The organism is Paenibacillus sp. FSL W7-1332, from assembly GCF_037969785.1.
Lineage (GTDB): Bacteria > Bacillota > Bacilli > Paenibacillales > Paenibacillaceae > Paenibacillus_AQ.
This window is the reverse complement of sequence record NZ_CP150209.1, coordinates 368,946-385,389: the sequence shown is the minus strand read 5'-3', so window position 1 is coordinate 385,389 and position 16,444 is coordinate 368,946. Positions and strand designations below refer to the sequence as shown.

Below are 16,444 nucleotides of genomic sequence, written 5' to 3'. Positions count from 1 at the left end.
CAAAGGCACAGGGTTTATCGCATTTGAGTTCATTCAAAAAATAGAATTTAAGGAGGAGATTACCCCCGTTTTTCCAGGCGATCCAGGTGGATCGCCTGGAGAACCCCCTCTTTTTTGGGTTTCAAGTACAATATCAGTAAACTTTGCGCTCATTATTACAATAAATATTTTGAGTCTCTGTATCTTTAACAATAGTATTTACAATATCATTAGGATACCGATTCAAAAAAAAGTGTTCTCCTTTAAATTCATGAAATTTCACATTCCCTTCAACAACTTCGCTCCATTTATGAATTTCTTTGATATGAGTCGAAAAATCATTATCCGCATAAAAAACGCTTATTCCACAACTTATTTTTTCTGCTTTGGGCTGAAACTTATAATTGTCCAAAATTATAAAATCTGCTCGCAAAATCGGAAGAAACATATCCATAATCTCTTGGGTATAAAACTCCTCTGGTATGCCCCCATATTGTTCTACCTTTTGCAAGAAAGTTTCATTCGTCATATTTTCAATGTCTTCTCTCTCTTCAAAAATATGTGGAGCATTTCGCCCAGAAAAAAACAGATGCCTTGGTTCCTTAGCTCCCATTTGCTTAAGTTTATAATATATCTCATAAGTCAATAAGGCTCCCATACTGTGTCCAAATATAACATATTCATCGTCATATTCTAATTGTTCAATGATTCTTTTGGCGATATCTTCACTTGCTTCACCAACAGACTGGTAGCAAGACTCTCTGAATCGAGTTCCTCTCCCAGCCAATTCACTCATAAACAATTCATATCTATCCGGCAGTAGTTTTTTCCATTCATAATATACATTTACCGATGCTCCAGCATATGGAATGGGAAATACTTTTATTTTGTTTATTTCACTCACTCCTAATAGTATCTATACTTTATTTAATTATACTTCTCTATCCCTCGCTGCTCTGCCAGCAACAAATTTACCATACCACTATAGCTATTCAAACCGTCTGTCTGATTATTCGCCTTCAGATATACGTCATTTACATTTCTTGAAATACTTGAAATAACACCCTCATACTTATCCCGGTACTGCTCATTTTGTTCTATATCATGCTGCACCGCCTTGGACAGACTGGACATTATATCAGACGCCTTATCTGGATCAACCTTTTTTAGCTCAGATATAGAATAATCAAATGCTAGAAATAAACCACTGTATAGTATCATTGAATCATCCTGCTGCTTACATGCCAGATAAGCTATAAAATTTGCCTCATCCTCATGCATGAAACCACTCTGATGTGCCAATTCATGCGCCATAGTAGCAGGCACCAAGAAAACTGGCACATTAACATTGATATTGGATTCATAAGTAAAAGGGACAAAAATACCATGTATCCCTGCATGCGACATTAGTTTTGACATCGCCACTGGTTTTGGTGTTGAATATGAATGCTCCAAAATAGGATATTTCTTTGATAACATTTGCATCGAGAACACTGCGTGTTGTGCATAATAATCAAAAACCTCTGGTACATGAGCCAAAAGATCAGTATCCGCTAACTTTTCCCTTGCCAATTCCATTTCAACGGCAAGCGACTTAGTCAATTTGACCAGTTCCTCTTTGCTGTAGTTCTCCTCTTTATATTCGGTATGAGACAAAAAAGAATATCTGTGATAGTTTATTCCACCCAAAATAGTATAACAAAAATATATTACGCTACAGATCGTAACGATTCCTAGAGTACCACGATAAACTACCATCTTACGTACACCTTTACTCATGATAACCTTGCGCACATAATAAACGATATAAAATAGAAAAAGTAACACAACCAACACTACGAGCCATTCACTAACAGAAAATTTGACCCAAGAAGGTACAAATCCTACTGTTTTTGACAATAACGGATAGACAGACTTACTATATTTTTCCGCCCAATCCTGATGGTTCTGCGCGTATTTTGTCAGTATATAAGCTATAACTCCAAGTGAGATCCACGGCAATCTCTTAAGTAAAAGCCTTTTTATAATGTACTCCTCCTATCCAATAAATATAGGATGTACGCAATGTAACATCGTAATATTATTTCTTTATTTCAATATACTTTTCCTCATAAAAATCATGTTTATTAGAAAAAACATATTGATTCATAAAATCTATAGGGAGTACTTCATAAGCCCAATAGGTACCATTAGGTCTATTACTTGAAATAGCATGTCGGGCGATTTCAGCAGCCACTGTACCCGTTAACTCTGAACTCGTTTCCATTTGTAAATTCAATCTGCACCTAACATTCTTTCCATTTTTCTCTCCTGTAGCATCAATGACTAAAGCTATCCATTCCTCTTTAGGTTGCTCCTCCAAACTAATGTCTAGTTTTTTCATGGCTTCTTCAACCGAAGACTCAAGTTGCATTTGATAAAATTGCATTGCCAAACGAAAAATATAATCATTTGCTGCTATATTGTACCAGTGGAGTTCTTGTACCGAACTAACTTCTAGAATATCAATGATCTCTTGACTTAAATACGGTTTCTTATAGACAGGCACATCCACTTCAGGTACAAATTCTTTCTGCATCATATTTATATTTTCCGTTTTAACACGATGATCACTCCAATAAGAGTCTGTTTTTCCAATTACACTATGCCCACTCATTAATATATCTGAGATAGAAGTTTTCGTATAATGTTCCGCACCACCAATATAACAATTCACATGCTTAGTTTCGTCTAGTAAATGATTTATCACTCGTTTTAATAGCAAACCTGTAATTCCAGGACAAAAACCAGCTCCTATGTAATTTACACCGTTAGCTTTGAGCTCTAGCTCTTGCTCCTGACTCAATAATAAAGCATTGGAAGCATCAACATATTTTGCTCCTACTTTCATAGCTGCCTGAGCAACTCTATCTTTAATTACAAATTCAGGCCCTGCACAATTAATGACAACGGTACAATCAGCACAGAATGCAATCAAGTTCTCCCAGTCAAAAATATCCAAAAAGTGATAGTTAAAATTATTCAGGTTCAATAATGCTGTAGGTTCACGCCGCTGTCCGCCCTTAACTATAAAGTCTTTACATAAGTTCTTACAGATGACTTCACCGATCATTCCGCCACACCCGACAACTGCGATTTGCTCCATCCGTACGACACCCCTTTCATCTTATACAAGCATAAAACAGTCCAAAAACTTATTTCATACATACATTGAGTTTAAAATACAAGACTAGTTATACCTTTCTCTATTAAAAGATCATTATTATGTCTACTCAACATACTCAATGCATAAAATCTTTGTTTGGTTTCCATTAATTCATGATATGTCCCGTGTTCTTCAATTTTTCCATTATTCAATAAAACAATTTCATCATATCCACTAAGAATGGATTCATCCAGCCTATGTGTAATGGAAATTCTCGTAATGCCCTGCATTTCACTTAACATACACTCCAGGTCACTAGCTGTTTGATTGTCCAACGCTGAAGTCGCCTCGTCCATAAGTAATATAGGTGATTTTCTAAGGAGTGCTCTTGCTACAGAAATTCTCTGTTTTTCCCCACCTGAAAAATGGATTCCATTTTCTCCACATAAGACATCAAAGCCGCCTCTGTCATTAATCAATTTCTGTAGCATACTCCTCTTTATGACTTGCTCAAACTCATCTGTGTCACATTCACGAAACAATTTAATATTTTGTTCAATCGTCTCATCAAAGATAAAACAGTCCTGATGAATAAAACTAACATTTTGGAAAATGGACTGATCACTTATTTTCTCAAGTTCAACCCCGTCGTACCTGATACTTCCTTCATACCCATCATAAAACCCAGTCAGCATCTTTAATAAGGTTGTCTTTCCACTCCCGCTTGTTCCTACAATTGCATAAGACTTTCCATGTTCAAATTCAAAATTAATATCATCTAAAATTGTTTTCCCATCTACGCTTAACGAAAGCCCATTTAAAGAAATTTTATTCCTGAATTTAGGAATATCAACTCTTTGAGTTTGTTCCGTTTTTGCCTCTCCTATTTTATTGAAATTCATTAATAAAACCCGACTAGCCTGCCTTTTGGTAAAACCGGTTATGAGTCGATTAATGGGAACTGTTACGCAATTTAGCAATTGAATAAAAGCCATAATCTCCCCTACTGTAATTTGTCCTTTCATGAGCTGCTGAGTTCCCACAATAAATATGACTACAGCAACAAGAAATGTTGAAATATCAGTAAGTGACATAATGAGTGACAGCAGATTTTCGTATACCATTTTTACTTTTTCCTGCTTGTTCGCTTTTGCCTTTGCCCTTTCAAAAATCTCTTTTTCGATGTTAAAACTCTTAACAACCTGATTTCCAGACAATATATCTTTAATGAAAGATACATAACTTTTATTTTGCTCAGCCACTTCGCCTTGTGCTTTTTGCATACGATTATTAAATATACTCGAAACGGCGAGTGGAATGATGCAAGTGAGTAATATACTCAATGCAAGGAATGAATTAATGATAAACATCGCAAGCACTCCGCCTACAAGCATAGCAAGCTGAACAAATATTTCCACGGTCCCTTTTATATAATCGTTTTGAATAATAGTTATATCATTTGACAATCGTGATATGTAAGTTCCATTACTCTCCTTGTTGAAGCTTCTCATATCTAACCGCAAAATGTTTTCAACCAGGGTATTTTTCAGGTTTAACGTTGCCTTTTTTGTATATAAATTTTTAACAGCATACCCCACATACATTCCCACTGCACCTAAAGGCAATAAAATAACGGAAATAGTAGTTAACTTAACGATATTGTCAATATCTTTGTTAATCGAATAATCAATAAACTTTTGTAGTATAAACGCCAATGCAATAAACAGAATAGATGTCACGATACCAAGTAAGCAGGACAAAATAAATAAGCCTATATTCTTTTTGTATATGCTTTTTGAAATTTTTTCATTCATACTATAAGCCCTCTTCTTGTTTCTAATTTCATTTAGAGCATGTCTAATTTATACTTCAATTGTTTATTGCTAGATCATGTGCATTTTTCAGATATTTTGAGTGGAACCGCCACGAGCATATGCACATGACCCAGCATCATATGGCCTTTTATGCCCCCTCCACCTGCATAGCAGGTGGTTTATGGGTAAGATACAACATTAAATATGGTTCATGACATCATTAAGGAGCTCTTCTTCAATTGTAATGCCTGTAATGCGAGCAATTAGAGTACTATTTTGAATGTAGAAGTGCATGCTCACTCCAAAATCTTCAGACTCTATAATCTGTGTTTGTAAAAACATTTTCTCTAATGATATGTCATCTCTACTTGCAAACTTATCAAGGACTCCCTGATAATTAAGGATTGGAATGCGATTGGACATTTCATTAAAACCGTACTTTTGTGCGATAAGAAACAACTTTTCTGTAATGGCGGATTGATTAATACTGGATTTTTCTGATGCTGATAAAAGCTGTTCTTGCATTTTACTTTTCCTATCATAAATTGAATAATCTAAATTTAAAGTCAGCCCCAACATTCCCTTATTGAATTCATCTCTGTTATGTGTCAAAACAGAAACAGGTATGTTATTTAATTCTTCAGATAAGTCACTATACATAAGCCTTGATATAAATTCTGCTGCTGTATTAATGGGTTGTTCACTAAATTTCTGATATTGTAACTCATTTAGTTTCACATGAATTTCTGTAGATCTCTTCGTGTCTCGTCGCGAGACTAAGTTAGCCGATTTTTTAGCAGCTTCAATATACTCCGCCATGTTAGACTCTTGATTATCAGAAATTTCCAGTTCATCAACTTTCTTTTTGATCATTTTGCAATATTCTATGAAAGAATAGTTATAGGGAGTGTTACGTCTGTTGTTCAAAGTTTCATGAAGCATAACCTTAAACAAATCTTGTGAGACTCCATCCCATATTAAATGATGAATTGCACTAAGTACTAAGCAATGATCTGCATCAATTTCTACGATTAAAAATCTAGATAAGAGCTTATCGTCAGTTAGAAAATTCATTTCATTCACAATTTGCTTAAATTGTTCTGCAGATAATGCTAAGGTTCCTTTCACTACTGGAATTTCCCATTCATCTGAATAATCGTATTCTTCTAAATAGGTCATTTTTTGGTTTAATTTTGTTCTTAATGCTCCATGCCTGGAAATGATTTCTCTGACTGACAAAGAAGCATTCTCTGCCGTTCCTCCTATTCTTATGATGTCAGTAATAATTTCTGTATCTGGTCGCAAGAAGTCTTCATGTCCTGTCAATACAGGACATTCTAAAGTAGGACGTGTTTTAATATAGTTATCTCCATAATCATTCAACTGTTTTTGTATCATGCACTTTAGATCGCCATCACGGTTATCACCGATAAATGTTACGTCTAATGGCATTTTTACTGTTCCTTTTCTGGTTAAACACGTTTCGACAACATCCTTAATTGCTCTTTCATATGCCAACACCAATGTTTGAGCATCTTCATCGGAATACAATCCAGTATCATATATGATGTCAAATTCAAGTTGCCCATTTAAAACAGCCCCGTTTAGAGACAATCCCATTCCTGATGAATTTTTTTCTGACATACTTCTTCCTAATGGCATTTCCGACATGGATATGCCTTCAATTCTGTCTATCTCATTATCCAATTCTCCAAGATAATTGAATGTTATGGCTGCGCTCATCTCAAGTCCACTATACTCACCAAGATATCTCAAAACTCCATATCCAATTCCATGATTAGGGACCTGTCTCAATGTTTGTTTTGTCTCCAAAATGCTTTCTTCAACAGTATCTTTTGTCTCCAAAATAATAGGATATACACTTGTAAACCAACCAACTGTACGATCAATGGCGATCTCTCTATCTATTGTCTCTCTACCGTGACCCTCCATTTCTATGGTTAGGTACTTAGAGTTTCTCCATTCTTTGACCGCAATGGTCAGCGATGCCAGTAACAAGTCGTTTATTTCGGTTTTATATGTCTTTCCAGCTTCAAGTAACAACTTTTTCGTCGTTTCAGAGTCCACTTTCACTACTTTATTTTTATATTGACCACTTGCTGTTTGTGTACTCTTGAATGTCTCCGTACTATTTGATTTTTCTGATATATTTCTCCAGTATGCTATTTCATTTGAAAGCACTTCACTCTTAGCATATTGTGTTAAAGCATTCGCCCATTCCTTGTACGAAGCCGTTTTCATTGGCAGCTTGATTTTACCTGTCTCTTGGATTTGTCGATATCCACTAAATAAATCCTCCAGCAGAATTCTCCATGATACACCGTCTATGACCAGATGATGTACACAAATTAGTAAATGATCTCCACTGCCTGAATGGAACAGTCCTATTTTTACCAAGGGTCCTTTGGCTAGGTCTATGCTTGCCTGTAATTGATCGCTGGCATACTCTATCTCTTTCGATGGATCTTGCACTTTTGTATAATCTTTTTCATACCAATCATATAGCTTGCTTTCCTCTGTAGACAGCGTGATTTGACGTTGTTCGTTATATACATTTCTTAAGGCGTCATGATGTTTAATGATTTCAGTAATTGCTGTCTTTAAACTAGGTATGTCAAACGGCTTATCACTTCTTAACATTAAGGCCTGATTAAAATGATTGGGTACGATGTGACGCTTATTGAAAAATTCTAGTTGTATAGGAGTTAGAGAACTTTCCCCATTGATTTCTCCCTGTTCGTATACTTGACTTACTTCTCCCTTTTGAATATTTTCCCCAATCTTTCTTGGTGTCTGCTGATACATTAATGCTGCGAAAGATAGCTTATAACCTTTTTCCCGCAACTTCGAAACTGCCTTAATCGCTTTAATAGAATCTCCACCAAGTTCAAAGAAACTGTCTTCTATTCCGACTGGAGATATGCCTAAGATTTCTTCAAATACGTCCGTAATGACCTTCTCTGTTTTAGTTCTTGGTGGCATATATTCCTGTCCCGCTAATGCATGGGGTTCTGGCAGTGCCTTTGTATCCAGCTTCCCATTTGGAGTCAGTGGCAATGCATCGATCTGCATCATAAAGCCAGGTAACATATACTCGGGCAGTTTGTCTCTCAAATCATTTTTAATTTCAGGCATATCCAGTTTCTGCTCTTGATTTGTCGGGATCAGATATGCACATATATACTTGTCACCGCCCACTTCCAATGCAACAACGGTTACATCCAATATACCCGGCTGATTCCTTAGAACGCTCTCGATTTCGGACAACTCGATCCGATATCCTCGGATTTTAACCTGTTCATCTATTCTTCCCAGGTATTCGATCTCCCCGTTAGGCAGCCATCTCGCCAAATCTCCAGAGCGGTATAACTTCCCTTCTCCATAGGGATTATCGATAAACTTCTTCGCTGTTAATTCAGGCTGATTTAAATATCCTTTGGCTACTCCGTCTCCTGCGATGCATAGCTCACCAGGAATGCCTATACCACATAACTCCATCTCATTCAGTATATAGAGCTGCATATTGGCAATGGGACGCCCGATTCCTACACTTAAACCCTTATCTTTTTCGCTGGAATAGATATAGTCACAGCATCCTACGGTAGTCTCTGTAGGGCCATATTCGTTATGAATCTTGACGCTGTCTCCTAACAGCTTCTGCGTTTTCCACGCCGTATCTGTGGTGAACTCTTCTCCACCGACAATCAGCGCTTCTAAATTCGGTACATCTACGCCGTCTGCATAGGTTTCCAGCATTTTTAAATGGGAAGGGGTAAGTTTAAGGAAGGTTACCCTGTCATCTTTGAATGCTGCACGCAGCCTTTCCTCCGCGTCTCCTCCCTTTAATAGAAGAGATCCACCACTAATCAGCGGTAAGAACAAGGACGTTACGGAGAGGTCGAAACTTAAGCTTGTCATTAATACCGTCGTACAAGCTCCCTTCTGGTACTCTTGATCTGCATACGACAAGTAATGATCCAAATTGCCTCGTGTCACCGCCACGCCTTTGGGCTTCCCTGTCGTTCCTGATGTGTAAATCACATAGGCGATGTCGCCCTTTTCAACAGCACACGCTGGATTTGTCTCCTTCTCGCCCAGATCATCAAGATTCATAGAGATGAATGGGACTTCCGTTTCCAGCTTCTTCTCTCTTGTTAAGATGACCTTGGGTGCTGCATCGTTCAGAATATGCTCGATTCGTTCCTTCGGAGTTGCTGGATCAATCGGGACATAGGCGGCTCCACTCTTTAGCACGCCCAAAATGCCAATGATCGTTTCCGCTTCCAGGGTAGTCATGATGGCCACTCGATCATTGGGCTGAACACCTAACGAAATCAGTTCCCATGCCAATGCATTGGCCTTGCGGTTGACTTCTCCATAACGAAGTACTCCCGTTTCGTATTCAATTACCGTCTTCTCAGGTGTTTGTTCCGCATGTTTCTCGAATCGTTCCACTGCCGTATGATGCTGTGCATACTCTGTATGGGTATCATTGAAAACCGTTAGTATTCTGTGTTGTTCTACCTCACTGACCATGTTTAGTTCAGACAATTTCATTTCAGGGTTAGCAATCACCCTATCCAGCAATACCTTAAAATGTTCCAGCATGACCTGTGCTGAAGTCTGGGTAAATAAATCACTGCAATAGACCAGATCTAAAGCGTACCCGTCTTCATACGCTGTCGCTTGTAAATCCAAATCGAATTTGGCATCAATGAAAGGAATGCCCAACATGTCGACTTGGGCTTCGCCCATCGCAAGATGGATTTCCTCGTCATTTTGCATGGTAAACATCACGTCAAACAGCGGATTGCGTGACAGATCACGGCGTACTTCTACTTCCTCTACCAATTCTTCAAATGGGTATTCTTGATTCTCATACGCATTCAATGCCAGCTCTTTGATCTCGCTTAAAAATTCCAAGAACGTTTTCTCATCCCTTGGATATCCTCTCATGGCTAGCGTATTTACAAACATGCCTGCGATCGTCTCAGTATCCTGATGCACCCTGCCTGAGATGGGTGTTCCTACCACGATATCTTGTTGCCTGCTGTATTTATGCAGTTCTATCATAAATACAGCCAGCAAGGTCATGTAATCTGTCGTTCCATGTTGTTTATTTATATTTTGAATGCCAACCTTTTGTTCTTTACTAAGCTGAACCGACACTTGTGCTCCTTTGTAACTTTGGATTTTTGGACGTGGATAGTCCGTCACCAAATCCAGAACCGGTGCCTCTTCTTTAAATACTTCTTTCCAATAGTCTCGCTGACTCTCCAGGTTTCTACCACGCATCCATTCACTATAATCTTTGTATTGGATTTCAAGTGGTTCTAACTCTTCACCGTTATACAATCGTGAGAAATCTTCGATTAATAGATTTAACGTCTGATGATCAGAAATAATATGGTGCATATCAAATAGAAGAATATATTTGTTCCGATTTCTTTCTTTGACTACTTTAAAACGCATAAGTGGGGCTCTTCCGATGTCAAACGGGCGTACAAATTGCTCCATATCTGCTTCGCTGTAGCTGTCGGTCTCTTCATATTCCACTTGGTAGAATACCTCGTCCGCAATGACTTGAAATGTCTCTCCTTCTGTCATGACAAAACTTGTTCGCAGCGACTCATGACGCTCGATCAGGCGATCTATGGCTTGTTGTATTTTTTCCAAATCGAGGTTACCTGTTACTTTTAGCGCTGACGCCATGTTATATGCTGTACTACTGCCTTCCATCTGATCCAGAATAAACAATCGTTTCTGTGTAGAGGATGCTGGATAAACTTCTCTCTTTTCTGCTTTGGGTATTGGACTATATGCACCTTCTCCCGCGGCCTCTATCTTTTTCGCCAAGACGGCAGGAGTTGGTGAACCAAATAGCTCTTTCACAGGCAAACGAACTCCTGTCTTTTTCTCTATGGCATTAATTGCTGTCGTCGCTTTTAACGAATGTCCACCCAGTTCAAAGAAACTGTCTTCTATTCCAATTGGAGATATGCCTAAGATTTCTTCAAATACGTCCGTAATGACCTTCTCTGTTTTAGTTCTTGGTGGCACATATTCCTGTCCCTCTAATGCATGGGGTTCTGGCAGGGCCTTTGCATCCAGCTTCCCATTTGGAGTTAGTGGCAATGCATCGATCTGCATCATAAAGCTAGGCAACATATACTCGGGTAGTTTTTCTCTCAAATCATTTTTAATTTCAGACATATCCAGTTTCTGCTCTTGATTGGTCGGGATCAGATATGCACATATATGCTTGTCACCGCCTACTTCCAATGCTACAACGGTTACATCCAATATACCCGGCTGATTCCTTAGAACGCTCTCGATTTCGGACAACTCGATCCGATATCCTCGGATTTTAACCTGTTCATCTATTCTTCCCAGGTATTCGATCTCCCCGTTAGGCAGCCATCTCGCCAAATCTCCAGAGCGGTATAACTTCCCTTCTCCATAGGGATTGTCGATAAACTTCTGCGCTGTTAATTCAGGCTGGTTTAAATAGCCTTTAGCAACCCCGTCTCCCGCGATGCATAGCTCACCAGGAATGCCTATACCACATAACTCCATCTCATTCAGTATATAGAGCTGCATATTGGCAATGGGACGCCCGATTCCTACACTTAAACCCTTATCTTTTTCGCTGGAATAGATATAGTCACAGCATCCTACGGTAGTCTCTGTAGGGCCATATTCGTTATGAATCTTGACGCTGTCTCCTAACAGCTTCTGCGTTTTCCACGCCGTATCTGTGGTGAACTCTTCTCCACCGACAATCAGCGTTTCTAAATTCGGTACATCTACGCCGTCCGCATAAGTTTCCAGCATCTTTAAATGAGAAGGAGTAAGCTTAAGGAAGGTTACCCTGTCATCTTTGAATGCTGCACGTAACCTTTCCTCCGTGTCCCCTCCCTTTAATAGAAGACATCCACCACTAATCAGCGGTAAATACAAGGAAGTTACGGAGAGGTCGAAACTTAAGCTTGTCATTAATACCGTCGTACAAGCTTCTTTCTGGTACTCTTGATCTGCATACGACAAGTAATGATCCAAGTTACCTCGTGTAACCGCCACGCCTTTGGGCTTTCCTGTCGTTCCTGATGTGTAAATCACATAGGCGATGTCGTCTTGTTCAACGGCACACGCTGGGTTTTCCGCCTTCTCGCCCAGGTCCTCCAGATTCATAGAGATACATGGGATTTCCGTTTCCAGCTCCTTCTCTCTTGTTAAGATGACTTTGGGTGCTGCATCGTTCAGAATATGCTCGATTCGTTCCTTCGGAGTCGCTGGATCAATCGGGACATAGGCGGCTCCACTCTTTAGCACGCCTAAAATCCCAATCATCGTTTCTGCTTCCAGGGAAGCCATGATGGCCACTCGATCATTGGGCTGAACACCTAACGAAATCAGTTCCCATGCCAATGCATTGGCCTTTCGGTTGACTTCTCCATAACGAAGTACTCCCGTTTCGTATTCGATTACCGTCTTCTCAGGTGTCTGTTCCGCATGTTTCTCGAATCGCTCTACTACCGTATGATGCTGTGCATACTCTGTATGGGTATCATTGAAAACCGTTATTATTCTGTGTTGTTCTACCTCACTGACCATGTTTAGTTCAGACAATTTCATTTCAGGGTTAGCAATCACCCTATCCAGCAATACCTTAAAATGTTCCAGCATGACCTGTGCTGAAGTCTGGGTAAATAAATCACTGCAATAGACCAGATCTAAAGCGTACCCGTCTTCATACGCTGTCGCTTGTAAATCCAAATCGAATTTGGCATCAATGAAAGGAATGCCCAACATGTCGACTTGGGCTTCGCCCATCGCAAGATGGATGTCTTCGTCATTCTGCATGGTAAACATCACGTCAAACAGCGGATTGCGTGACAGATCACGGCGTACTTCTACTTCCTCTACCAATTCTTCAAATGGGTATTCTTGATTCTCATACGCATTCAATGCCAGCTCTTTGATCTCGCTTAAAAATTCCAAGAACGTTTTCTCATCCCTTGGATATCCTCTCATGGCTAGCGTATTGACAAACATGCCTGCGATCGTCTCGGTATCCGGATGCACCCTGCCGGAGATGGGGGTTCCTACCACGATATCTTGTTGCCTGCTGTATTTATGCAGTTCTATCATAAATACAGCCAGCAAGGTCATGTAATCTGTCGTTCCATGTTGTTTATTTATATTTTGAATGCCAACTTTTTGTTCTTTACTAAGCTGAACCGACACTTGGGCTCCTTTGTAACTTTGGATTTTTGGACGTGGATAGTCCGTCACCAAATCCAGAACCGGTGCCTCTTCTTTAAATACTTCTTTCCAATAGTCCCTCTGACTCTCCAGGTTTCTGCCAAGCATCCATTCACTATAATCTTTGTATTGGATTTCAAGTGGTTCTAATTCTTCACCGTTATACAATCGTGAGAAATCTTCGATTAATAGATTTAGCGTCTGATGATCGGAAATAATATGGTGCATATCAAATAGTAAAATATATTTGTTCCGATTTCTTTCTTTGACTACTTTAAAACGCATAAGTGGTGCTTTTCCGATGTCAAACGGGCGTACAAATTGCTCCATATCTGCTTCGCTGTAGCTGTCGGTCTCTTCATATTCCACTTGGTAGAATACCTCGTCCGCAATGACTTGAAAGGTTTCTCCTTCTGTCATGACAAAACTTGTTCGCAGCGACTCATGACGCTCGATCAGGCGATCTATGGCTTGTTGTATTTTTTCCAAATCGAGGTTACCTGTTACTTTTAGCGCTGACGCCATGTTATATGCTGTACTACTGCCTTCCATCTGATCCAGAATAAACAATCGTTTCTGTGTAGAGGATGCTGGATAAACTTCTCTCTGTTCTGCTTGTGGTATTGGACTATATTCGCCTTCTCCCGCGGCCTCAATCTTTTTCGCCAACATGGCAGGAGTTGGTGAACTAAATATCTCTTTGACTGGCAAACGAATCCCTGTTTTCTTCTCTATTACATTAATTGCTGTCGTTGCTTTTAACGAATGTCCACCCAATTCAAAGAAACTGTCCTCTATTCCGACTGGAGATACTCCTAGAATTTCCTCAAATACATCTACGATTGCTTGCTCCGTCTTATTACTTGGTGGTACGTATTTCAAGCTTTCTAACATATCTGGCTCTGGCAATCTAGTTTTATCCAGCTTTCCATTTATGGTTAGTGGAAATTCATCGATCTGTATCATAAAGGCAGGAATCATATACTCCGTTACTTCTTCTCTTATCGCTTCCTTAATTTCGGGTATAATTAATTCTTGACCCTTCTCTGCAATGAGATATGCACAGAGAATTTCATCGTTTCCAACTTCTTTTACAACAACGACAGCATCAGTGATGTTACTCTGTTTTCTTAATACACTTTCAATTTCCCCTAACTCTATCCTGTAACCACGGACTTTCACTTGTTCATCTATACGACCTAAATACTCTATATTTCCATCTGGCTGCCAACGTGCTAAATCTCCTGTACGGTACAGTTTTCCCTCACCGAAGGGATTTTCAATAAACTTCTTATCAGTCAATTCTGGCTGATTCAAATAACCTCTTGCTACACCATCTCCTGCAATACACAACTCGCCAGGTATTCCAATACCGCATAGCTCCATTTCATTTAGAAGATATACCTTTGTATTTGCAATCGGACGTCCAATGGTAATGGAAGTAGAGTCTGTGTTCACTCTAAAACTAGTTGCATTTACAGTAGATTCCGTAGGACCATATGTGTTTAGCACTTCTACTTTTTTCGCCCATTCTTTTAAAGTCTCTAGACGACCTGCCTCTCCACCTGACTCCAGCAAACGAAGTGTCGGTAATGCTTCAACACACAACCCTTCTATTACCTTAGGTGTCAATGATGCTGTTGTTACATTATTTCGATCTATATATTTTTGTAGTTGCTCCATATCATAGGTTAAATTTTTTGGTACAATACATAATGCCGCACCATTGCAAAGTGCAGGGAAGATATCACCAACCGCTTGGTCAAAAGATACATTTGCAAATTGCAGCACCGTATCCTTGTCGTTCAGTGCAAATGTTTCCTTATAGGTGACCCACATATTGACCACATTTCGATGTTCAATTAAAACTCCCTTAGGGTTTCCAGTTGTACCCGAAGTGTAGATACAATACACTAAATCATTAGCTCTGTTAACATGCAGAAGATTGTCCGTTTCATTAGCATAATGATTCTCATCTTCTAAATCCAATACCGGAATCTCTACCTTCCCTGGCAACTTATTCTTATACGTCAATACAATCTTTGGACTACTGTCCTCCAGCATATAGCGAATTCTATGATCTGGATATTCCGGATTGATGGGTACATAAGCTCCCCCTGCCTTGATGATTGCTAATATTCCTACAATCATTTCCATGCTACGCTCTGTAACTAGAGCCACCAAATCGTTTGGAACCACTCCTAAATCCCGAAGAGTACGCGCCAACTGATTTGCTCTCTCATTCAGCTCGGCATATGTCATCTGTTTATCATCAAATTTAAGTGCAATATGTTCTGCTGTTTTCTCTACCTGATTCTCAAATAAGCTGACAACTGTTTGTTCTCGAGCGTATTCTACATTCGTTGCATTGAAATCAACCAATATCTTTTCTTGTTCCCTGATATCAAGCATATGCAAATCTTTAAGCTTTTTTTCTGGATGTGTTACTGCTTCCTCAAGCAGCGTTACATAATGCCTTGCCATATATTCAATCGTTTCTTGTTTGAATAAATCTATGCAATACTCAAAATCAATTTCATACCCTTCTGACACACATTCAACCAGAACGGATAAGTCAAACTTTGAAACATTTCTTTTAATAAATGCACTTTTCCCGCCCAATAAGCCTTGCATTTCTGTCGGTTTTTTCTTTTCTTTTAATCCGAACATAAAATCAAATATCGGATTTCTTGAGAGATCTCTTTTCTTCTCTACGGCTTCAACTAAATCTTCGAATTGGTATTCTTGGTTATCATATGCTTGCAGACACTTCTCCCTCACAGCTAAAATCAAATGCTCAAAAGTATCATCAGGACAAACTTCTCCCTTTATTACCAGAGTATTGACAAACATCCCCAGCATACCTTTAGTATCTGCATGAACTCGGCCTGATACGGTTGTTCCTACAATAATATCTTTTTGGCGACTATATTTGCTCAATAATAAAATGAACACAGATAGGGTAACCATAAATTCAGTAGCACCATACTTTAGGGCTAAATTTTTAACCCCTGAGCTTAATGGCTCTTTTACCTTTGCTACAACATTGGCTCCCCTGAAAGACTGGATTTGAGGACGGAGGAAATCCGTCTTCAAATCCACCCTGGCAATTTCACCAGCGAATTCCCTCCTCCAATATTCTTCCTGTTTTGAGATATCATAAAAATTCTGCCATACGCTGAAATCTTTATACTGGATTCGGTTAGAATTTTTATTCATA

The 16,444-nt window shown here is 39.1% G+C and carries 5 protein-coding genes; all 5 read right to left on the bottom strand.

From position 1 onward, the window contains the following. Positions 1–133 precede the first annotated feature (133 nt). Positions 134–883, bottom strand: coding sequence for a thioesterase domain-containing protein (locus MKX98_RS01640; RefSeq protein ID WP_339221048.1), 750 nt, complete (start codon positions 881–883; stop codon positions 134–136). 23 nt (positions 884–906) lie between these two features. Beyond that, positions 907–1,971 (bottom strand): DUF3810 domain-containing protein, encoded by a 1,065-nt coding sequence (locus MKX98_RS01635; RefSeq protein WP_339224280.1) that lies wholly within the window; start codon positions 1,969–1,971, stop codon positions 907–909. An 88-nt stretch (positions 1,972–2,059) separates the two neighbouring features. Beyond that, positions 2,060–3,124, bottom strand: coding sequence for a saccharopine dehydrogenase NADP-binding domain-containing protein (locus MKX98_RS01630; RefSeq protein ID WP_194540473.1), 1,065 nt, complete (start codon positions 3,122–3,124; stop codon positions 2,060–2,062). A gap of 71 nt (positions 3,125–3,195) precedes the next feature. Then, positions 3,196–4,938 (bottom strand): ABC transporter ATP-binding protein, encoded by a 1,743-nt coding sequence (locus tag MKX98_RS01625; RefSeq protein WP_194540472.1) that lies wholly within the window; start codon positions 4,936–4,938, stop codon positions 3,196–3,198. A 198-nt stretch (positions 4,939–5,136) separates the two neighbouring features. Further along, positions 5,137–16,443, bottom strand: coding sequence for an amino acid adenylation domain-containing protein (locus tag MKX98_RS01620; protein WP_339221045.1), 11,307 nt, complete (start codon positions 16,441–16,443; stop codon positions 5,137–5,139). Position 16,444: the final 1 nt, after the last annotated feature.